Genomic DNA, 19,604 nt, shown 5'->3' with positions numbered 1-19,604 from the left:
CAGGCGGTGATTCACCTGTACTATCCTTTCTGACCGGCTTCTGTGACACCGGCATCTTAACGGGCAGGCGTTACAGTTACATGCCCTGTATCTTGATATAGTCTGCACAAAAACGTTGTCTGTTACCCGCTTTGCATCGGAGAGTCTTTCCATTCTCTGTCCCATCGGACAGTACATGCCGTCGGTTTCTTCATTATAATAAAAGTTGGCAGACAAGAACGGATCGTTTTTGAAGCTTCTTTTCTGCTCCTTATGAAAATAATTGTACTTTATAAAGGTTTCAATGCCATGTTTGAAAGCGTACAGATAATTCTCTTCGCTTCCGTATCCGGCATCACAGACAGACACGTCAGGGTATCTGCCGTAAAGTGAATGGAAATCATCCATGTGCAGAGGATAAGTGGAGGTATCACCTGCACACTGGTGGAGGGTATAGTTCAGGATGAACTGTTTATTGGTACTGATCTGGGGATTGTATCCGGGTTTAAGCTGTCCGTTCTTCATGTAGTCCTCTTTCATACGCATGAAAGTGGCATCATTGTCAGTCTTTGAATAACTGTTACGTCCGTCAAGTATCTTTCCCTGTGATTCGTATTTCCTCAACTGTTCAGACCATGACTTCCTTACACGTCTTACCTTCACTTTCATCTTCTTGTCGGCATCCACTCCATTCAGGGCATCATCTATCTGCTCGAGTGCCTTTTCCACTTTCTCAGGGGTGATATCCTGATATGTGACCGGAGCGGAATCACGCAGTTCCTGTTTGGTGAGGGATTCTGCACAATTCCATATATCTTCAAGCTATTCTGCTATTTTAGATATACGGGTATGTATGGACTTGCCCCAGACAAAAGTGTAACGGTTGGCGTTTGCCTCCATTTTTGTTCCATCAGTGAAAGCTACATCCAGACTTACAAACCCTTCCGCCACGAGGAACTTTACAATGGTGGCGAAAACTGTCTTCAGCACATCCTTCAGACGACTGCTGTGGAAACAGTTGATGGTGTTATGATCAGGAGTCACATTGCCGGTAAGCCACATGAAACGGATGTCATTGCGGCAGAACTCTTCTATGCGACGGCTGGAATAGATATTACGCAAATAAGCATAGACAAGAATCTGAAACATCATGTGTGGGTGGTACGCAGAACAGCCTTTAGTGGAATACTTACGGTAAAGTTCTTCAAGGTTTATCTGTTCAATGATACGGTGAACAACCCGGACCGGATCGTTCCGGGGGATAAAATCGCCTAAACATGGAGGTAAAAGCAGATTATCGTTGGATGTGTAACCTTTAAACATTATCTTTGGGATATCTTGACTTGACTCCCTAAGATACAAAAATTTAGGGAGACGGGCAAGTTCTGGCTGAGAGAAGTTAGGGCTTGCCCCATTTTTTTGCAGGCACTTATTTATTTAAAGTCGGAGACTGTCTTTGCTGAGGAACGACAGGCTTTTTTATTATTTTACGGCTTCTGCTATTTTAGTTTGAAGTTCTTCTCCGTGCAGGCCTCGAGCGATGATTGTACCGTCACCGTCGATCAATACCGTGTGAGGAATACTGTTTACGGCGTAAAGTTGTGCGCCTTCACTTTGCCAGAATTTCAGGTCGGACATTTGTGGCCAAGTCATGTTCAGTTTATTGATCGCTTCTTTCCAGGCAGCACCGTCCTGATCGAGAGATACACCTACGATTTCGAAGTTTTTGCCTTTGAATTTAGCATAAGCTTCCACCAAGTTTGGCATTTCACGACGACAAGGGCCGCACCAGCTTGCCCAGAAATCAACTAATACCACTTTACCCTTACCTACGTAATCGGACAATTTCACACTTTTTCCGTCAGGAGTCTGCATTTCGAAGTCAACAAACTTAGTACCTACGGCAGTTTTTTTCTGTTTGTCGGTCAGTTCTTTGATTTTTACAATTGTTTCATCGTTCTGGAAGTTAGCCGGAATTTGTTGCAGTAATGCTTCGTTTTCAGCAGTAGAGTTGTTGTAGAAGGTCTGTTTGAACAAGAATACGCCGACCGGGTTAGTGATATTGTTTTGTACGCCTTCTTTGATGGCTTTATCATATTGTTCTTCCAGTTGGGCACCCTCTTTTTGCTTGGCTTCTTTCTGTTCATCACTCAAAGAACTGTCACCCATTGATTGGTAGATAGCATTCATTTTTTTGCTGATGTCGTTGATTTGAGCTCTGACAATTTGATATGCATCATTGTTTGCAGTACCGGTAGCAGAATCATTGTCTTTGGTTAAGGCAACGTTAATCTTTCCGTTTTCGAGGAAGAAGTCAATCATTAAAGGTTCTCCGTCCACTTCACAAGTGATATAACGGCTGACAACAGAATCTTGTGTACCTTCAAAGGTAAAAGTTCCTTTTGTGATAACGGCTGTATCGAGTTTGACCAGATTTCTGCCATTGGCTTCCTGAAGATAGACGGTGTCACCGTCACTTGCACCTTCTACTGTACCTGTGACAACGTATCCGGCTTTGTTTCCACCGGTACAAGCTACCATGCCCAACGCGGCCGTTGCAATAACTAAATAAGTAAACTTTTTCATGCTTTTGTAAGATTAGTGAATAAATATTTATGCAAAGATAGATTATTTTTCTCTCGGCCACCGAAAAACACTGTTATATTAGATTAACACGTAGGTGAAAACCGCAAATGTGTACCTTTGCAACCCAAACTTTAGTATGAATATGCAAGAAGATAAATCCATCATTGAGGTGAGCCATGTCTCGAAGTATTTTGGCGAGAAAACAGCATTGGATGATGTGACTCTGAACGTGAAAAAGGGAGAGTTTGTTACAATACTCGGACCTTCCGGTTGCGGGAAGACCACGTTGTTGCGTCTCATTGCCGGTTTTCAGACGGCTTCGGAAGGCGAAATCCGAATTTCGGGTAAGGAAATCACACAAACTCCACCCCACAAACGCCCGGTGAATACGGTATTTCAGAAATATGCCCTATTTCCGCATTTGAATGTATACGACAACATTGCTTTTGGTTTAAAGTTGAAAAAGACCCCCAAACAGACTATTGGGAAGAAGGTGAAAGCTGCTTTGAAAATGGTAGGTATGACGGATTATGAATACCGTGATGTCGATTCTCTTTCCGGTGGTCAGCAACAGCGTGTGGCTATTGCTCGGGCTATTGTCAATGAGCCGGAAGTACTGCTTTTGGATGAACCGTTGGCTGCACTCGATCTGAAAATGCGTAAGGATATGCAGATGGAACTCAAGGAAATGCATAAATCTTTGGGTATTACATTTGTATATGTAACTCACGATCAAGAGGAAGCATTGACTTTGAGTGATACTATCGTCGTAATGAGTGAGGGAAAGATTCAGCAGATCGGTACGCCGATTGATATTTATAATGAGCCTATCAATTCGTTTGTGGCGAATTTTATCGGAGAAAGCAATATTCTTAACGGTACGATGATACATGACAAACTGGTACGTTTCTGTGGTACGGAATTTGAATGTGTAGATGAAGGTTTTGGTGAGAATACTCCGGTAGATGTAGTCATTCGTCCGGAAGACCTTTATATCTTCCCCGTTTCGGATATGGCGCAGTTGACTGGTGTTGTTCAGACCTCTATTTTTAAAGGTGTCCACTATGAAATGACCGTGCTTTGCGGAGGTTATGAATTCCTCGTACAGGATTATCATCATTTCGAAGTAGGAGCCGAAGTCGGTCTGTTGGTAAAGCCGTTTGATATTCATATTATGAAGAAAGAACGTGGCTGTAACACGTTTGAAGGTAAATTGCTGGATACTACTCATGTGGAATTTCTGGGATGTAACTTCGAATGTGTTCCGGTAGAAGGAATAGAATCCAATGAGGATGTTAAAGTGGAGGTAGACTTTGACAAAGTGGTTCTTCAGGATAATGAAGAGGACGGTACATTGACAGGTGAAGTGAAATTTATTCTTTATAAGGGAGATCATTATCATCTGACTGTTTTTTCCGATTGGGACGAGAATGTGTTTGTAGATACGAATGATGTATGGGATGATGGTGACCGTGTAGGTATTACTATCCCCCCGGATGCTATTCGTGTAATTAAAATAACCGATTAACAGGAAAGGAAGTGAATAAGAGGTTTTTAGTCTTTTTGTCATCACGTAAGAGTTGGACCCTCCCTTACATTATTTTTTCGGCGATCTTTGTGATTATACCGTTGGTCCTAATTGTTGTGTATGCTTTTACTGATGATAACGGGCATCTGACGTTTGCCAATTTTCAGAAGTTTTTCGAACATCCCGAAGCAATCAATACCTTCGTCTACTCCATAGGTATTGCCATCATTACTACACTTATTTGTATTTTGCTGGGTTATCCCGCTGCCTGGATACTTAGTAACAGCAAACTGAACCGTTCTAGAACAATGGTCGTATTGTTTATCCTGCCGATGTGGGTAAATATTCTTGTGCGGACTCTAGCTACTGTTGCTCTGTTCGACTTCTTCAGTGTACCGTTGGGTGAAGGAGCATTGATATTCGGTATGGTGTATAACTTTATCCCTTTTATGATTTATCCTATTTATAATACGTTGCAAAAAATGGATCATAGCTATATTGAGGCGGCGCAGGATTTGGGAGCCAATCCCCTGCAAGTTTTTCTGAAAGCAGTGCTTCCGCTTTCCATGCCGGGCGTGATGAGTGGGACCATGATGGTTTTTATGCCGACTATTTCGACGTTCGCTATTGCCGAATTGCTGACGATGAACAATATAAAACTTTTTGGTACGACCATTCAGGAGAATATAAATAACAGTATGTGGAATTATGGAGCAGCACTTTCGTTGATAATGTTGTTGCTGATAGCCGCTACTTCACTTTTCAGTACAGATGATAAAGATAACTCTAACGAAGGAGGTGGGCTATGGTAAAGAAAATATTTGCACAGACTTATTTGTGGATATTGCTGTTGTTGCTTTATTCTCCCATCGTAATTATCGTCATTTATTCATTTACTGAAGCTAAAGTTTTGGGTAACTGGACAGGCTTTTCTACTAAATTATATTCTTCGCTTTTCACAACAGGTGCACATCACTCTTTGATGAATGCACTGATTAATACGATTACTATTGCTTTGCTTGCTGCAACTGCATCTACATTGCTGGGAAGTATTGCCGCTATCGGTATCTTTAATTTGAAATCCCGCTCACGAAAGGCGATTGGTTTTGTGAATAACATACCTATTCTGAATGGTGATATTATAACCGGTATTTCTCTTTTCCTTTTGTTTGTTTCGTTGGGAATCACACAGGGATACACGACAGTTGTATTGGCACACATTACATTCTGTACACCGTATGTCGTATTAAGTGTTTTGCCCCGTTTGAAGCAGATGAATCCGAATATTTATGAAGCTGCCCTTGATTTGGGAGCTACTCCCATGCAAGCCTTGTGGAAAGTAATTATTCCGGAGGTTCGTCCGGGAATGATTAGTGGCTTCATGCTTGCATTGACACTCTCTATTGATGATTTTGCCGTAACTGTATTTACTATCGGTAACCAAGGCTTGGAAACACTTTCTACTTATATATATGCTGATGCCCGTAAAGGTGGTTTAACGCCGGAGCTTCGCCCGCTTTCCGCTATTATTTTTGTGGTAGTGCTGGCTTTGCTTATTGCTATCAATTACCGTGCCGGTAAAACGCAGAAGAAAGATTAATGGAATACTAAAATGTGCTACGTAAATAATATGAAAAGAATAATTCCTGTTATCCTGTTTTTACTGACTTTGACCGGTTGCTACAATTCCGGTGAACCGCGTGAGCGGGTCCTTAAAATCTACAACTGGGCGGATTATATCGGGGATGGTGTTCTCGAAGATTTCCAGACGTATTATAAGGAGCAAACCGGTGAAAATATCCGTATTGTTTATCAGACATTCGACATAAACGAGATTATGCTGACGAAGATTGAAAAAGGCCATGAGGATTTTGATGTGGTCTGTCCTTCGGAGTATATTATCGAACGTATGTTGAAGAAACATCTACTACTGCCTATTGATACGAACTTTGCGTATTCTCCCAATTATATGAACAATGTGTCTCCGTTTATTCGGGAACAGATCAATAAATTGAGTCAGCCGGGTGAAGAAGCCAGCCACTATGCGGTATGCTATATGTGGGGAACTGCGGGAATCCTTTATAATCGGGCTTATGTTTCTGATTCGGTTGCGTCGTCTTGGGAATGTCTTTGGAATAAGAAACATGCCGGAAAAATACTGATGAAGGATAGTTATCGCGATGCTTACGGAACAGCTATCATCCATGCTCATGCCAAGGAACTGGAGCAAGGGACAGTTACGGTTGAAGAATTGATGAACGACTATTCTCCGCAGGCCATGGAACTTGCGGAAAAATATCTGAAAGCCCTGAAACCTAATATTGCAGGTTGGGAAGCTGATTTCGGAAAAGAGATGATGACGAAGAATAAAGCTTGGCTGAATATGACTTGGAGCGGCGATGCAATATGGGCAATTGAGGAAGCGAATGCGGTAGGAGTAGACTTAGACTATGAAGTTCCCGATGAAGGTAGTAATATCTGGTATGACGGTTGGGTGATTCCGAAATATGCAAAGAATCCGCAGGCTGCCAGTTATTTTATAAACTTTATGTGTCGTCCGGATATTGCTTTGCGCAACATGGATTTTTGTGGATATGTAAGTTCGATAGCTACTCCTGAAATTCTGGAAGAAAAGGTAGATACTACCCTTGATTATTATGCTGATTTGAGTTATTTTTTCGGACCGGGTGCGGACAGTATTCAGATAGACAAGATTCAATATCCGGATCGTAAAGTAGTGGAACGGTGTGCTATGATTCGTGACTTCGGAGATAAGACGAAAGAAGTTCTTGATATTTGGTCACGTATCAAGGGGGATAATTTAGGGGTGGGCATTACTATTCTTATCTTTATTGTTGTTGCTTTGATGAGTGAAATCCTCAAAATATCGCAGCTTAAAGAAAATGAACCGATTTTTATAGTCAATGAAAAAAAAAGAAGGCGCATCGTGTATTACGACACACCTTCTTTTTATCATAAGTTGCTTGTAATAGAAGCGTTATCGTCTTTTCATTGTACGGAGGGTGTCTTTTGTTTCCTTATTTATGCGGAGAGATTCGATTGTTTTCTGTATTGCCTTGTTGTAAGTCCAATCGTCCAGTTTGCTTTGTTGCAGGTATTTCATTGTCTTTTGCGGAAATTTAATAAAGCAGATAGAGATCATCCATGCCATAGCCATGCGTGCGTAATAGGCTTCATGCTTAAATAGATCGGCATATGCTAATAATGAATCAATATGCTCTTCGTTTATATAATGGAATAACATTACAATGCCGAAACGTATTTCAAATTCCTTTTGTGATTTCAGATAAGGCTGGATAAATTGCCATACGGTTTCTTCTCCTTTTCGTACGGCTGTTTTAAGTTCACTGCTAAAAATATCGCATACTGCCCAATTGTTGATTCGAGGAATAAACAGGCTTATATAGTTAATCTGTTCGTCAAGGTTCATTTTGGCTAAGCCAATAATCATTCCCTGAAGCATTGTTTCTTCATAATAATTGGTATTGGCTGTTTCGACAAATGGACGCCAATCATCTTTCTTGATTATTTCTTTTGCCATTGTCCGCAGTTGAGGTATACGCACACCAAGAATATTGTCGGTTCCAGGGAGTAGGTAAGAGTGGAATTTTCGATATTTCGGATCTGCTAGTGCTTTTAGTTCTTTTCGAATGTTTTCAGCTGTAGTTGTTTTCATATAGTTTGTTTTTTACAAAAATAAGAAAAAAGAGTGTGTTTTGATTATATGTCCACTCTCTTTCTTATTTCTTTTGTCAATAATGTAGTCACTCTATTCCTTTTTTATAGATTTACAGGGTGTTATTTTGAAATACTCTTTATATCTGTTACGAAAGTTTTTTAAGTTTCTAAGTCCGATCATCTCCGGCACTACATTTACAGGACATTTTCCGCTTTCTAACAGTTCGCGGGCTTTTTCCATGCGGATACGGTAGATAAAGAATTTGGGAGCTTCTCCTGTCAGTAATTTCCATTTATTGTAGAAAGCGGTTCTACTCATACATAATTGTGAAGCTATGTCGTCAATAGTCAGGTCCTCTCTGTCTATATTCTCTAAAATGAATTCTTTCACTTTGTTAATAAATGTGCAATTGGCGTTATCTAAGTTTTTTGTTGTCTGTATCCTTATAAATTGTTCACCGAATATTTGTTGTAAAAATGCTTTTCTAAGGAAACGACTATTTCTGATAAGAACAGTTATTTCTATTTTTAAATCTTCTATATGGAAAGGAATATACAGAAATGTATCAGCCAGAGATGTCTCTCTTTTGTGACGTCGGTCTATATCAATGTGGGAGCCGTAAAGGATAATAGGAATAATGGAAGTATCTCCGGATGTTTTCAATCTTGACGATAGTTCATTTCCACTCATCCCGTGCAGTACGGTATCGCTAATGATTAAATCCGGATGTTCCTCCTTTATACTTTCCAGTACTTCTGAACCATTTTCGAAACTCTTTATAATGTAGTCTTTTGATAAATGCGCTTCCAGATAAAACCTGAAATTTTCATTACTGTCAGCAATGATAATAGTAGGCTTGGTTGAGCCTCTTTGGGGAGGAATCTTGTGGAATAAATTATCTATTTTTTTCTCTTCTTGATTTTCATTGATATGTATTCTAGGGCGTTCGGGTACATTTTTGTATGAATGCTTTAGTGGGAAATTCAATGAAACATTGTGGTTTAAATGATTGATAAGAATCTTCCCGTTGCATAATTCTGTCAGTTTTTTGCAAAATATACTTTTTGCAAAATCATATTCAAGTTCTTCCTTCCGTTTGAGCAACGGATGTCTTTTACATTTATAGCATTGTATCAGTTTTCTATTTTCGAAGTTGTTTATGCTGATTTTCCAGTGTTCTGTACTTAGAGAGACTGAGAGTATAATTGTTTTTTTCGGTTCGGTATAGTCGATAGCGTTCTTAATAAATTTGTCGATGACTGGAGATATTTTACTTTGGTCGATCCATGCACTGGCATAATGAAATTCAGTTTTAACTTTTAATTTTACCTGCTTATTTGCGGCATGATCTTTTAGTGAATTGACTCTGTCTTTAAGAAAATATCCTAGTTCATACTCTGCAATATCTATGCTTTGGGGATGAATAAACAATTGTTTTAGGTTCATTAATCTGTATAGATGCTCATTGAGACAATCTATACTGCGTAATAGTTCCTGTCTGATTTCTTCAGGGTAATTCTTGTTGCATATCATTTGCAAAGAGATATGAATCTGAGTAATAGGAATACGTATGCTTTGAAAAGAATCTATAAAATACAGATTCTCTTCCTTCAAAAGATTTGTTTCTTTTTGCATGGTGATAAAATAGGATAAGGACCAGTATAATGAGACTCCTCCTGCTGTTAATAGAAGAATGGAGTTTAATAGATTGGGGATAGCTATTACTATAATGATAGAAGTGAGGAGTGACGTTGTTATTAAGTATTTCATATCAATTCGTTTTTTAGAAACGCCACTTAGTGGGAATTGACCCACTCCTTTTGTTTGAGAAAAAAGAGGAAGCTCACTGTAACTATGATCTCATAGTTGTACATTGATAAACTCGAGTAGAATAATGTTTGAGATTATTTACTTTTTGAAGGTCAATATCTGGAAAACGAGGTCTATATGTAGAGTCTAAATCCTAACATTTTGAATCATTTTTCAAGGAATGGTGAATTTCCTCCAAGTAACAATAATTAATAAATCAGTTTTTCTTATTTGTTGAATGTCGCATATTATGAATGCGGCACGATGTGGGAGGTGAGCGTATTGTTTGTATGGTGCTATTGAGAGAGCTCCTAATTAGCACCTGTTTGCGTTTTCTCATATATAAAGTGAATAATTATGTAAAACGTCTTTTGTTGTCAGAAGGTATCTATTGTTACTTCGGTGTAAAAATAATGATAAGTAATAATAAAAGGACCGTTTTATTATAGTAAATGACTGAATTTGGTAATATGGTATTGTAAAGGTGGTGGTTGGTGTTGTAAAATTATGTTTTGTTAATGCTGTATTCCTATCATGTTTTGTGATATATAAAAAAGAGCGTGTCATATATACGTATGACATGCTCTTTGATCGTTTTATAGCAAATAAGTATTTACCTATTTTTTGCTCATATCGAAGTTGAATGTAGTAATGGGGAACTTATCTAAAGTTGTATTACCCACTTCTACCTTTGTCGCTTTTATAGCAAATTTTAATGTTTTTCCATTATAGGCAAAATCTCCTTTTTCGTCTGCCTGAACAGTTACTATCACAGTAATTTCGGTTGGTTCTTTTTCATTTGCTGTTAGTTGAGTCGAAGGATCAAATTTAATTTCTAGAGGTTCGGGTTGAAGTTGAAGTAAGATGTTATCTTTGTTTTCGTTGAAAGTAGCTGTGTAGGGAATTTTGTAATTGATATCTCCGATAGCTTTAATAATAATTTCAGCTTGGTCCGGATCTTCGATGATACTTTTAATCAGGTCGTCAACAGGAAAATTATTGATAGCAATTTCGTTGTCTTTTACTTCTGCGTTTACTTCAATTCCTACTGGTTCTTCACTTTCACCAGCATTTTCTGTGGGGATGACAGGGGCTGATTCGGTTGTCATTTTACCCAAGTAGTTTCCTTCTACGTCTTTAAGAGAATATACAGGAATATCCTCATCGTCATCATTACTACACGAAGTAAAGGTGGTAGCCAAGCTTAGTACCATTACGAATAAAACGAAACGATTAAAACAATATACTTTTTTCATTTCAATTAAAGTTTTCATACTGTTAAAAATTAGATTGTTAATTTTCAAAATTAAGGTGTACGTACAATAAGTAAATACTTGAGATATTGAAATACTGCATGAAGATAATAAAAAAGACAAATAAGAATAGTGACACTATTTTCTGAGGAAGGTGTCACTGTTTGAGTGGGATAGTGAGGCTGTCTAACAACAAAAAGATAGATGGTCTCTTTTTGGTAAAATCATCTTCTATGGTCTATGCAAATAGTAAGAGTTGTCTCATTGGTCTTTCGATAACACTCCGGAAGGGGTTCAATCTTTATTGGATTTGAGAGCTGGTTATCGGCTCTCTTTATCCGAACTCTTGTCTGTGCTGAAAACATGGTAAGTTATGTTATTGCCTGACAAAGACTTGGTGAGATTTTGAGGATGGATTATTATACGTGACAACTTGGTCAAGCAAAAAGTATTAAGCATAAAGTCATTGGAAACATTCTCCCAAATGGCTGAGTTCGCTGCTTACGGAGGGAAAACACAAAGCGTCTGTAATCAATGTTGTAAGAGCCAATATCATAGCAATGTCTTTTTCCGTGATACGAAAGTAAATTCCATTCGTAGTATTGGTCGTATAATAAAAAGTTCTTAATTTTGAAAATGTCTTATGTTTAGGAAGTAGCTATATACTTCTGATGAGCAGTTACTTGCATATACAAACTTACCCAAGAATACGTTGATGTTAGTAAACTTGGGTAAGATTTCATAGATCTGCTCTGATACTAAAGAATATCAGTTTAAATATCAATATGTATCTATTATTTCTTTAATACTATTCATGTTGTTTATCACTTTTCTTTCCTCAAAAATACCAAATAAAAAGTCGTTTGTCAAGTGTTTCAGAAGAAAAGCTGATTATTCATTGAACCAATCTATTTTCTTTGAGAAATACATCACCATTGCCAGGATAATAAATAATCCCAAGCTGCCTGTCAACAGAGCAAAAGTCTCTAACTGGATAAGGACAAATATATAAAGATAGAGTACTCCCAATAACCCAGACATGATTAATGAAGGTTTCTTTCTCTTGGTGATGCCAAACATATATCCGCCTACCAGTATAATAGTCAGTGTAGCAGATAACAGATAGGCAGGGTTGAAGCCGATGTGTTCGGAGAAGGAGAGGAGCAAACTGTAAAATAGACAGAGTGCCAATCCCACTAACAAATACTGTAAAGCATGAATACGGGTTTTATTCATAATTTCAGTGAAGAAGATAACGCCGAATGTCAACAGGATAATCAGGATAGCATACTTTGCGGAACGCATGGATTGCTGATACTGCTCTACCGGAATCTTGAAATTGACGCCGAAACTGGAATTATCTATATTTTTAATATTAAAATTGGTATAGTCAATCATTACTTGTGAGTAATTCCGGTTCAAGTTCAAGACTTGCCATTGTGCCGAAAATTCTTTCTCGGTAATATCCCGGTTATTGGGTAAATAGCTTCCTGTAAAGCTCGGTGTGTTCCAATTGGCTTTCAAGTCGACGCGGGTTGTTTTACCCAATGGGATGAAGTTAATGGATTGCGAGCCTTTCAGTTTGATTTTTACTTCGTAAGGCAATTTCTTATTGTTCTTCAGTTCCGATAAATCCGCAATGGCATGTACGCCCGTATTATCAATCCCTCTGTTATCCATTCCCGGCTCAAATACATAGACGGAATCTCCGAAGGTGATACTAATCTGTTCGCTGATACCACGCATGTCGGTCAGATTCAGACAAATAGCGGCTCTGTCGAATTGCAGTTGCCCCATATCTATTCTGCTCTTTATCAGTTCTTCCGAGCTGAAAGAACCTTTCAGAGTCAGTTCCGATTGATACACATTGACTTCATAGAGACTTCTTTTCAGGATTTCGGTCTTAAGTTGCCCGTTAATCAAAAGCTCGTCGGGGAAAAGTATCAGGTCTTTGATTGACACCTTCTTTTCTCCGTTGTTCTCTGTAACCACCGGATATTGAATGTTCAGATAAGGGCCGGTGACGGTCTGTGCGAGACTCCATTTCTCGCTTACCTCATTGATTGCTTCTTCCTGCGTGCGTCCCCGTTCGGAAATAAGATTTTCAATCATGAACATAGGAATCATCAGAAGAAGGATTAATCCCCCGATAATGACCACCTTGATTGTTTTCGAGAAACGGTGAAGGCATCCCATAGGTTGCTGTGCCTGTTGCTCGTTTGAATTTTCATTGAAACCGTCCATAAGCTGATAGTGTTTAGATGAATGAATTATTCTGATTTTAGAAATTGCTCCAGAGCTTCAATATGAGATTTGAAAGCTTCCCTGCCTTGCGAAGTCGCTTGAAAGGCAGTTCGCGGCTTTCGTCCGACAAAACTTTTGTTGCATACGATATATCCCAATTCTTCCAGGGCACGGGTATGACTGGCAAGGTTACCATCGGTCAATGCGAGCTGCTCTCTCAGAAAATTGAAATCAGCTTCCTCATTAACCATCAGAACAGCCATGATACCCAGTCGTACCTTGCTTTCGAATGCTTTATTAATATATTGGAATGATTCTATCATTTATGATTTCTTTCTTTCGTAATGTAAATAGAACAATATGCCATAGAGGATATGGAAACCACCGAAACCTATCGTCCAGAACAGAAGTGAATGACCCGCCCAGAAACAGTCGACAGCGCCCAGGCAAATAAAAGCATATCCTAACCATGCCACACTGGAATAGGTAAACTTGGATGCATTGACCAATGCCAGTCCGTAGAATAGAAGCATGACAGATGCCAGAATATCATAATATTCGTGCATCAGGATAGAAATACACACAATACCGCCTGTCAGCATCGGAAGCGAAAAATTCCATAATGCCCGATAGGTGAGCCGGCTGAAAAAACTCTGTCCCGTCTTTTGGGATTTACAGTAAGACAGGATACCGGCAGTAACGGCTGCGGCTGCCAATACCGATAAGGCTATTATAGCCATAAATTCCAATGTGACGATTAAATGCGTCTCTGGTGTGATAACTTGTGTCGCGATGTACGCGCCAGCCAATGCGTAAATGCCTGCCAGGATTGCGGCAAGCCCACTAACAGAGATAAACTTTGAGGACTTTTCCATCAACTCTTTTATCTCATTTACCGATTCTAATGCTTTATCTTTATTCATGTAAAAAGTACTTTGTGATACAAAGTAAAATAAAACATTTAAGATGAACAAGATTTTATCTGATTATTTCAATAAATAGGTTCAAAAAAGAAGTTGGATAGATGAAATTAGTCAAATATTTGACTAATTCGACGAAGATACGTATCTTTGCGCCCGAAAAGGTAAAAACGATAATAAAAATGAGAGAAGGAGCGGAGTTCAGAGAACTCATGTTGCAGGTTGTCCGTACACGTATGGCTTTTCGTCGGTCTATGCAACGAACATTAAAGAAGAATAATGCAGGTATTACATTTGAGATGCTTCAAGTATTGAGCAGTTTATGGCACGAACAAGGCATCAGCCAGCAGATATTGGCGGAGCGTATAGCGAAAGATAAAGCATGCCTGACTAACTTGATGAACAACCTGGAAAAGAAAGGATACGTCTGCCGGAAAGAAGACCCGAACGACCGTCGTAATAAACTGGTATTTCTGACTCCGGCGGGTGAAGAGTTTAAAGAGCAGATTCGTCCGGTTTTAGACCAGGTTTATGTATATGCAGAACACATTATCGGTATTGAAAGTATTGAAACCATGTTGTCTGAATTAAACAGTGTTTATGATGTTCTTGAAAAAATATAAACTATATCCGGTCATTTTATTCAGCCTGTTTTCTTTTCCCCAATTGATAGACGCACAAACAGACTCTTTATTTCTTACTGTCGACCAACTCTTTGAACGGGGCGTACAATATAGCCTGCAACTTCAGGCGGATGCAATGAAAGAATCTATGGCGCAGGAACGGACACGGACTGCAAGAACTGCGCGACTACCGGAATTACAGATTGGACTGAAAGGCGGATTCGTCGGTCAACCCGTCGTTTGGGAGCGGGGACTGTCCGCACCTCTCTACCCGGACGCGCCGGACTGGTCACAAAATTATGCGATTGATTTGGCGCAACCTCTCTATCAGGGCGGTAAAATCCGAAGTGCTATCCATAAGGCGGATATTGAAAAGCAAGTCGCTGAATTGCAGACTCTGACCGACCGAGCGGAGATTAAACTGAAACTGCTGAATCAGTATATGAATCTCTTCAGCCTCTTTAAGCAGCATGAGATACTGATGCGAAACATTGAAGAATCGGAACTTCGGTTGCATGATATACGGCGGATGAAAAAGGAAGGGCTGATTACCAATAATGACGTATTGCGAAGTGAGATGCAGTTGACTAACGACCGCCTGTCTTTGCAGGAAACGGAAAACAGCATTGTGCTTGTATCGCAGCAACTCGATATTCTGTTGGGGCAGGACGAGAATGTATTATTGCGGCCGGATACTGCCCTGCTTTATCAAGCAGTTGCCTTGCAATCTTATGATGATTATATCGTTCAGGCTTATGCGAACAACCCGGTGATGAAATTGCTTCGTGCACAAACGGAACTGGCAAGGAATGAAATCCGTTCAACCAAGTCTTTCTCATTACCCGGTATATCGTTATATGCATCGAATACATTGGCACGCCCTGTCTCGCGTACCTTGGCGGATATGTACAATAACAACTGGAATGTGGGCGTATCGGTTTCTTATCCTTTATCCTCATTGTATAAGAACAATCATAAAATAAAAGAGAGCAAAATGATGATGTCCTTGCGGAAGAACGAGGAAGAGCAGAAAATGCAGGGAATCCGCATGGAAGTACGTTCCTCATTCTTACGGCATAGGGAAGCCATGCAGAGGGTAGAGGCTTTGAAACTGTCCGTCCGGCAGGCGGAAGAAAATTACCGTATCATGCAGAACCGCTATCTGAATCAACTGGCTATCCTGACTGATTTGCTCGACGCAAATTCCGTCCGCCTGAATGTCGAGTTGCAGTTGGTTACTGCACGCACCCGTGTGATTTATACTTATTATCAACTTCAGAAGGCTTGTGGTCGTCTTTAATATACAAAACAGATATGGCAAATCAATTGAAAGAAAAACAGAAGAAGCTGAAAAAGCTCAGAACCCGCAATATTATTTTAAATTTGGTATGTATCTGTCTGGCAGGTTCCGGCCTTTGGTGGACTGCCACTTACTTTTGGCGTTATGTAAATTATGAAGTGACGAATGACGCTTTTGTAGACCAATATGTAGCGCCCTTGAATGTACGGGCTTCGGGTTATATAAAAGAGGTATGTTTTAAAGAACATCAATATGTGCGTCAAGGGGATACTTTACTGGTGCTTGACAACCGTGAATATCAAATCAAGGTGAAGGAAGCGGAAGCTGCTTTGTTGGATGCACATGGCTCACAAGAAGTGCTTCATTCGGGCATTGAGACTGCCCATACAAATATCGCCGTGCAGGATGCCAACATTGCCGAAGCAAAAACGAAACTCTGGCAACTAGAGCAGGATTATCATCGCTTTGAACGTTTGTTGAAAGAAGAATCCGTCCCGGAGCAACAGTTTGAGCAAATTAAAGCTGCCTATGAAGCGGCAAAGGCGCGTAATCAGGCACTGGTTGCTCAGAAACAGTCGGTACTCTCACAATATACGGAAACAAGTAAGAAAACAACGAGTGCGGAAGCCACCATTTTGCGTAAGGAAGCAGACCTCGACTTGGCTAAACTGAATTTGTCTTATACGGTTCTTATCGCTCCCTATGACGGATACATGGGCAGGCGGACTTTGGAACCCGGTCAGTATGTACAGACCGGACAAACCATTTCTTATCTGGTACGCAACAAGGACAAATGGATAACCGCCAATTATAAAGAAACGCAGATTGCCAATATCTATATCGGCCAACAAGTGCGTATAAAAGTGGATGCAGTGCCCGGAAAGATTTTCCACGGAGAAGTTACCGCTATCTCCGAAGCGACGGGTTCCAAATATTCATTAGTTCCTACGGATAACTCCGCCGGAAATTTTGTAAAGGTACAACAGCGGATACCGGTACGGATTGAACTGGAAGATGTCTCTTCGGAAGAAATGGCACAGTTGAGAGCCGGTATGATGGTAGAAACAGAAGCTCTGCGCAAATGATAACGATGAAGGAGTTGGAAGCACCTGTCCGCCAATGGGTGCCCGATTGGCTTGGACTTATCAGTATCTTCGTCGTGATTCTTCCTGTCACTATGCTCAATGGTTCTTATACGGGTAGTATGCTCGAAGTTTCGAATACACTCGGTACGAATTCGGAAGATATAACAATGGGATATTATGCCGCTTCGGCAGGCATGGCTATCGCGTATCCCATTATTCCTAAAGTCCTTGCTGCCTTTTCCGTGAAATCGCTGTTGCTGATTGACTTGATACTGCAATTCTTCCTGAGTTGGGTTTGCGCCCGTACGCAGAATGCCGATATTTTGATTGTTTGCAGTTTTGCCGTCGGCTTCTTAAAAGGATTTCTTATGCTGTGGTTTATCCGTTACGCCCAAAAGATTTTCAGCCGGAAGAATGTGCGTAGCGAGTTTTATTCTTATTTTTATCCGTTAGTGTACGGTGGGGGACAGGCTTCGATGTTGGTAACCGCTCTGTTGGCATATTATTATAACTGGAAATATATGTATTATTTTATGATGATGCTGATTTTGATAGCTATTCTATTTGTTATCATCTGTTTCCGTCATAACCGCCCTGTTAAAGCCGTTGCCTTGTCCGACTTGCATATTCGTGAAATGTTTGTTATCTCGACCGGACTGCTGATGTTGATGTATGTTATCAATTATGGAAAAGTGCTCGATTGGATGGCGTCCGGCAAGGTATGCGCATATATCATCATAGCTCCTATGTTGATTGCCTTGTTTATCTGGTATCAGAGCCATTCGGAGAAACCTTATGTAAGTCTTGCACCCTTATTTCAGGCTAAAGCGATTGTCGGCTATCTTTATATGATGCTTGTCATGTTTTTCAGTACATCAACCACTTTATTGACTAACTATCTGACTATTATTCTGAAAGTGGACACTACGCATACCTATTCCCTTTATATCTATCTGCTTCCCGGGTATATAGTCGGTGCGTTTATCTGCTTCTGGTGGTTTCGCTGGCAGCGTTGGCGTTTCCGCTTTCTGATAGCGGGGGGAATGAGTTGCTTTGTGATTTTCTTCGGTATCCTGTATTTCGGCATCTCTCCGAATAGCACTTATGAGATGTTATACCTGCCCTTATTCTTTCGTGGCTTGGGAATGTTGACTTTGATTATAGCTTTCGCCTTGTTTGCCGTAGAAGATTTGAATCCGAAATTCTTATTGTCGAATGCTTTCTTTCTGATTATTTTCCGTTCCGTATTGACGCCCATTATGGCTACTTCGTTTTATAGCAATGTACTGTACCGGCTGGAACAAAAATATATGTATTCTTTGTCGGAGACTATAACGACTGCCGACCCACTGGCAGCGTCACGGTATAGCCAATCTTTGAACAACGCACTGGCGCAGGGGCACGGAAATGCCGAGGCGGCACAACTGGCTACTAATTCTTTATATACCACCTTGCAACAGCAAAGTCTATTGCTCGCACTGAAAGAAATACTGGGCTATCTGCTGGTTATATCAATCATCATTGCTGTTGTTTCCCGTTTTATTCCGTTCCATAAGACACTCCGTGTCACATTTAAAAGAACAGGCGACGATATGGTTTAATTTGTCCTTCGCGGATTTTGATGAATGGTAATGTAATGATTGTTAGTGAATTTTTATATCTTTATGGCAAAATCTAAAATATGGAGACAAAGAAAATAATCTCAAAAAAGAAAGGCTTTTTCGAACTATTGCTTGTGACTGTTGGGCAAGGATATATGATTGATCGATATTGGGAACGTGGTGGTATATTCGTTCTTTTACTATTTATATTGTCAGTACTGCCATATTCATCGAAAGCCCAGATGTCGTCTGATAGCCTCGTCCAAAAAATAGCCGGATATATCGATGCTATACAGAATTTTGGGGATGTACTGCCGCAAGAAAAAGTCTATTTACACTTTGATAATACTAGTTATTATCAGGGAGATCCTATTTGGTTTCAATGCTATGTCGTCACACCCGGACTGAACCATCCGACGGAGCTAAGTAAAACACTCTATGTAGAATTGTTGAATCCTGGTGGTGAGATAATTTCAAAACGAGTATTACCTATACGGAACGGTCGTTGTCACAGCAGTTTCGAATTGATGCAACTTCCTTTCTATTCCGGTTTTTATGAAGTCCGTGCCTACACGAAATATATGTTGAATTCTGGGGAGGAGATTATTTTCTCACGCGTTCTTCCTGTTTTTGATAAACCTGCTAATCCGGGTGAATATAAAGAGAAAAATATACAAAAGTATGCGGTTTACAAGTATCCGTAGACCAGAAAGAAAGCAATGAAGGCAAAAAAGGTTAATTTAAAGTTCTTTCCAGAAGGAGGAAATTTGGTAAAAGGTGTTCCTTCACAGGTTGCTTTTGAAGCAACTGATGCTTACGGAAATCCCATAACGCTCTTTGGTAGGATTATCAATCGGAGAAAAGAAGAAATCGGTCATTTTGCCACTATACATGAAGGGCGGGGCGTATTTACTTATATACCTACCGGTGAAGACGCTGACAAAGCCGAAGTGGAGCTTGGTGGAAAGAAGTATCG

The 19,604-nt window shown here is 40.0% G+C and carries 14 protein-coding genes and 3 pseudogenes; 9 read left to right on the top strand and 8 right to left on the bottom strand.

Annotated elements, in window-relative coordinates; all coding sequences use genetic code 11:
• Both BHV72_RS03645 and BHV72_RS03640 read right to left on the bottom strand, forming a co-directional pair.
• Positions 1 to 1,302: pseudogene (locus BHV72_RS03645) on the bottom strand (IS1182 family transposase); the annotation flags it as partial.
• A gap of 159 nt (positions 1,303 to 1,461) precedes the next feature.
• Entirely contained in the window at positions 1,462 to 2,565 is a 1,104-nt protein-coding gene (locus tag BHV72_RS03640) for a TlpA disulfide reductase family protein (RefSeq protein ID WP_005675604.1), read from the bottom strand.
• Positions 2,566 to 2,701: 136 nt separating this feature from the next.
• Here BHV72_RS03640 and BHV72_RS03635 point away from each other — a divergent pair, with 136 nt between their 5' ends.
• The 4 genes and pseudogenes from BHV72_RS03635 to BHV72_RS03620 form a co-directional block, all read left to right on the top strand.
• Positions 2,702 to 4,093 carry a polyamine ABC transporter ATP-binding protein gene (locus BHV72_RS03635; protein WP_005675605.1) on the top strand — a complete coding sequence of 464 codons (1,392 nt, stop codon included), beginning with the start codon at positions 2,702 to 2,704 and terminating at the stop codon, positions 4,091 to 4,093.
• A gap of 11 nt (positions 4,094 to 4,104) precedes the next feature.
• Entirely contained in the window at positions 4,105 to 4,905 is an 801-nt protein-coding gene (locus BHV72_RS03630; protein ID WP_286854667.1) for an ABC transporter permease, read from the top strand.
• Positions 4,899 to 5,693 carry an ABC transporter permease gene (locus tag BHV72_RS03625; protein ID WP_005675607.1) on the top strand — a complete coding sequence of 265 codons (795 nt, stop codon included), beginning with the start codon at positions 4,899 to 4,901 and terminating at the stop codon, positions 5,691 to 5,693. The genes BHV72_RS03630 and BHV72_RS03625 overlap by 7 nt, the downstream gene beginning before the upstream one ends.
• Before the next feature lie 30 nt (positions 5,694 to 5,723).
• Positions 5,724 to 6,965 (top strand): annotated as a pseudogene (locus tag BHV72_RS03620) (ABC transporter substrate-binding protein); the annotation flags it as partial.
• A gap of 126 nt (positions 6,966 to 7,091) precedes the next feature.
• Here BHV72_RS03620 and BHV72_RS03615 read toward each other — a convergent pair.
• The 6 genes from BHV72_RS03615 to BHV72_RS03590 all read right to left on the bottom strand — a co-directional run bounded on the left by BHV72_RS03615 (position 7,092) and on the right by BHV72_RS03590 (position 14,022).
• On the bottom strand, positions 7,092 to 7,790 hold the full coding sequence (locus tag BHV72_RS03615) for a DNA alkylation repair protein (RefSeq protein ID WP_122265068.1): 699 nt from the start codon (positions 7,788 to 7,790) through the stop codon (positions 7,092 to 7,094).
• A gap of 93 nt (positions 7,791 to 7,883) precedes the next feature.
• Complete coding sequence (locus BHV72_RS03610; protein WP_122265069.1) at positions 7,884 to 9,563, bottom strand: hybrid sensor histidine kinase/response regulator transcription factor; 1,680 nt, start codon at positions 9,561 to 9,563, stop codon at positions 7,884 to 7,886.
• 656 nt (positions 9,564 to 10,219) lie between these two features.
• Positions 10,220 to 10,876 carry a DUF4840 domain-containing protein gene (locus BHV72_RS03605; protein WP_022041899.1) on the bottom strand — a complete coding sequence of 219 codons (657 nt, stop codon included), beginning with the start codon at positions 10,874 to 10,876 and terminating at the stop codon, positions 10,220 to 10,222.
• Positions 10,877 to 11,746: 870 nt separating this feature from the next.
• Positions 11,747 to 13,099, bottom strand: coding sequence for a cell envelope integrity protein CreD (creD, locus tag BHV72_RS03600; RefSeq protein ID WP_005681251.1), 1,353 nt, complete (start codon positions 13,097 to 13,099; stop codon positions 11,747 to 11,749).
• A gap of 26 nt (positions 13,100 to 13,125) precedes the next feature.
• Complete coding sequence (locus tag BHV72_RS03595; protein WP_005681250.1) at positions 13,126 to 13,422, bottom strand: winged helix-turn-helix domain-containing protein; 297 nt, start codon at positions 13,420 to 13,422, stop codon at positions 13,126 to 13,128.
• Positions 13,423 to 14,022 carry a hypothetical protein gene (locus BHV72_RS03590; protein ID WP_182317082.1) on the bottom strand — a complete coding sequence of 200 codons (600 nt, stop codon included), beginning with the start codon at positions 14,020 to 14,022 and terminating at the stop codon, positions 13,423 to 13,425. It lies immediately after the preceding gene.
• Between the two features lie 179 nt (positions 14,023 to 14,201).
• Between BHV72_RS03590 and BHV72_RS03585 the strand changes: the two genes are divergently transcribed.
• From BHV72_RS03585 to BHV72_RS03565, 5 genes and pseudogenes are all read left to right on the top strand, one after another.
• Complete coding sequence (locus BHV72_RS03585; RefSeq protein WP_032838155.1) at positions 14,202 to 14,642, top strand: MarR family winged helix-turn-helix transcriptional regulator; 441 nt, start codon at positions 14,202 to 14,204, stop codon at positions 14,640 to 14,642.
• Positions 14,623 to 15,942 (top strand): TolC family protein, encoded by a 1,320-nt coding sequence (locus tag BHV72_RS03580; protein WP_286854770.1) that lies wholly within the window; start codon positions 14,623 to 14,625, stop codon positions 15,940 to 15,942. The genes BHV72_RS03585 and BHV72_RS03580 overlap by 20 nt, the downstream gene beginning before the upstream one ends.
• A 14-nt stretch (positions 15,943 to 15,956) precedes the next feature.
• Positions 15,957 to 17,027, top strand: coding sequence for an HlyD family secretion protein (locus BHV72_RS03575; protein ID WP_286854654.1), 1,071 nt, complete (start codon positions 15,957 to 15,959; stop codon positions 17,025 to 17,027).
• Positions 17,024 to 18,628 (top strand): MFS transporter, encoded by a 1,605-nt coding sequence (locus BHV72_RS03570; protein WP_005675617.1) that lies wholly within the window; start codon positions 17,024 to 17,026, stop codon positions 18,626 to 18,628. The genes BHV72_RS03575 and BHV72_RS03570 overlap by 4 nt, the downstream gene beginning before the upstream one ends.
• A gap of 155 nt (positions 18,629 to 18,783) precedes the next feature.
• A pseudogene (locus tag BHV72_RS03565) lies at positions 18,784 to 19,604 on the top strand (hypothetical protein); the annotation flags it as partial.

The sequence above is a fragment of the Bacteroides sp. 43_46 genome (assembly GCF_001915455.1).
GTDB classification, from domain to species: domain Bacteria; phylum Bacteroidota; class Bacteroidia; order Bacteroidales; family Bacteroidaceae; genus Bacteroides; species Bacteroides caccae.
Note: the sequence above shows the minus strand (reverse complement) of the source record. Positions and strands in the feature narration are given on the sequence as shown.

Excerpts from the sequence above, each read along its gene's own strand:
- BHV72_RS03640 (WP_005675604.1), bottom strand. The coding sequence starts at position 2,565 with ATGAAAAAGTTTACTTATTTAGTTATTGCAACGGCCGCGTTGGGCATG.
- BHV72_RS03635 (WP_005675605.1), top strand. The coding sequence starts at position 2,702 with ATGAATATGCAAGAAGATAAATCCATCATTGAGGTGAGCCATGTCTCG.
- BHV72_RS03625 (WP_005675607.1), top strand. The coding sequence starts at position 4,899 with ATGGTAAAGAAAATATTTGCACAGACTTATTTGTGGATATTGCTGTTG.
- BHV72_RS03615 (WP_122265068.1), bottom strand. The coding sequence starts at position 7,790 with ATGAAAACAACTACAGCTGAAAACATTCGAAAAGAACTAAAAGCACTA.
- BHV72_RS03610 (WP_122265069.1), bottom strand. The coding sequence starts at position 9,563 with ATGAAATACTTAATAACAACGTCACTCCTCACTTCTATCATTATAGTA.
- BHV72_RS03605 (WP_022041899.1), bottom strand. The coding sequence starts at position 10,876 with ATGAAAACTTTAATTGAAATGAAAAAAGTATATTGTTTTAATCGTTTC.
- creD (WP_005681251.1), bottom strand. The coding sequence starts at position 13,099 with ATGGACGGTTTCAATGAAAATTCAAACGAGCAACAGGCACAGCAACCT.
- BHV72_RS03595 (WP_005681250.1), bottom strand. The coding sequence starts at position 13,422 with ATGATAGAATCATTCCAATATATTAATAAAGCATTCGAAAGCAAGGTA.
- BHV72_RS03590 (WP_182317082.1), bottom strand. The coding sequence starts at position 14,022 with ATGAATAAAGATAAAGCATTAGAATCGGTAAATGAGATAAAAGAGTTG.
- BHV72_RS03585 (WP_032838155.1), top strand. The coding sequence starts at position 14,202 with ATGAGAGAAGGAGCGGAGTTCAGAGAACTCATGTTGCAGGTTGTCCGT.
- BHV72_RS03580 (WP_286854770.1), top strand. The coding sequence starts at position 14,623 with ATGTTCTTGAAAAAATATAAACTATATCCGGTCATTTTATTCAGCCTG.
- BHV72_RS03575 (WP_286854654.1), top strand. The coding sequence starts at position 15,957 with ATGGCAAATCAATTGAAAGAAAAACAGAAGAAGCTGAAAAAGCTCAGA.
- BHV72_RS03570 (WP_005675617.1), top strand. The coding sequence starts at position 17,024 with ATGATAACGATGAAGGAGTTGGAAGCACCTGTCCGCCAATGGGTGCCC.